1 pseudogene is annotated in these 407 nt (G+C 67.6%); it reads right to left on the reverse strand.

Annotation, left to right across the window (positions count from 1 at the left end):
- Positions 1-407: pseudogene (locus OZ411_RS43145) on the reverse strand (4Fe-4S ferredoxin); the annotation flags it as partial.

Here is a 407-nt window from a genome sequence, read left to right on the forward strand (position 1 = left end):
GCCGGCGTGATTGCGCCTGCAGGGCAGAGATCGAGGCAGCGGGTGCAGCCGATGCGTCCCGAGCGCGAATGCGCGCACAGCTTGGCGTCGAACGTGACATAGCGCGGCTTCTCGAAAGTGCCGACGAGATCGCGTGCCTTGAGCACGGCCTGCAGCATCGCCGCGGGGGAAGCGGGATCGGCGCGGAGATAGCCGTCGCGCAAATCCGCAGCCGGGAACAATGGCGCGCCGCCGGTCAGGTCGAGGATGATGTCGCAGTTCGATCGCGCATTGTTGCGGGAAGGGCCGAACAGCAGCGTGCTACGCGACGAGGGCGCGGCTTCGGCGAAATCGTCGACCGTAACCTCGAACGCGCCGAGATGGCCGCGCGCCGCGGTCACCTTTCCCTTCGCCACCGGGAATTCGTC

Origin of the sequence: Bradyrhizobium sp. Arg237L, from assembly GCF_029990105.1 — a bacterium.
In the GTDB taxonomy this organism is placed as follows: Bacteria; Pseudomonadota; Alphaproteobacteria; order Rhizobiales; family Xanthobacteraceae; genus Bradyrhizobium.